General features: G+C 67.0%; 1 protein-coding gene. It reads right to left on the reverse strand.

The genetic code is table 11. The annotated features are described in order from the left end of the window. Positions 1-979, reverse strand: a 979-nt coding sequence (locus IL992_RS45555; RefSeq protein ID WP_193209504.1) for a cytochrome P450, incomplete at both ends; no start/stop codon positions are given.

Here is a 979-nt window from a genome sequence, read left to right on the forward strand (position 1 = left end):
GGACGGGTAGCGACTGCAGGCTGCGTGAGACCATGCTCGGCTGGTAGCGGAGCCCATCGCGTGGGACGGTGAGCGCCAGCCCCGGTAGCCGGCTCACCAGGGCGGCGATGGCGACGTGCGCCTGCATGCGGGCCAGGGCGGCGCCCATGCAGTTGTGCAGGCCGTGCCCGAGACCGAGGTGCCGCACGTCCTGACGCGCCAGGTCCAGCCGGTCGGGATCGGGGAAGCGCTCCGGATCCCGGTTGGCCGACATCAGCATGCCCCAGACGGCCGCTCCGGCCGGCAATTCGACTCCGGCCAACTCAAGGTCTTGCTTCGCGAAGCGGGTAACGCTCGCCGCCAGCGAACCCTCGTAGCGCAGGAATTCCTCCACCGCCTGCGGCATGAGCGACAAATCCTGGCGCAGTATCGCGAGCTGGTCGGGATGGTCCAGCAGGGCGAGTGCGGCGTTGCTGATCAGGTGCCGCGTGGTGTCGTACCCGGTGAAGATGAGCAACTGCACCATGGCGACCAATTCCGTCTCGTCGAGGCGATCGCCCCCGTCCCGAGTCTCGATGAGACGCGAGGTGAGATCGTCTGCGGGATGCGCGCGTTTGAACGCGACCAGTTCGCGAGCATGGTTCATCAGCCACTGCGACGAATCTCGGATCCGCTCGGGAATCGCCGAGACCACCGCTTCCACGTGCCTCAGCACATCCAGCCGCTGGTCCGCGCGAACGCCGAGTATCCCGCCTATGGCCTCAGCGGGGATGACGGAGGCGAAATCCTTCACGACGTCCATCTCACCTCGCGGGACCGCCTTGTCCAGGAGGCGGTGTACCGCGTCGTGCACCGTAACCCGCCAGGTCTCGACATTGCGGGGTGTGAACGCCTTCATCGCGAGCTTGCGCAGCCTCATATGATCCGGTGGATCGGCCAGTGCCACATTCCTGCCGAACACGGTCAGCGCCAGGCCCGCCTCCTTGAACTCCCGGCCGGC

Source organism: Microbispora sitophila (assembly GCF_014892245.1).
Taxonomy (GTDB): domain Bacteria; phylum Actinomycetota; class Actinomycetes; order Streptosporangiales; family Streptosporangiaceae; genus Microbispora; species Microbispora siamensis.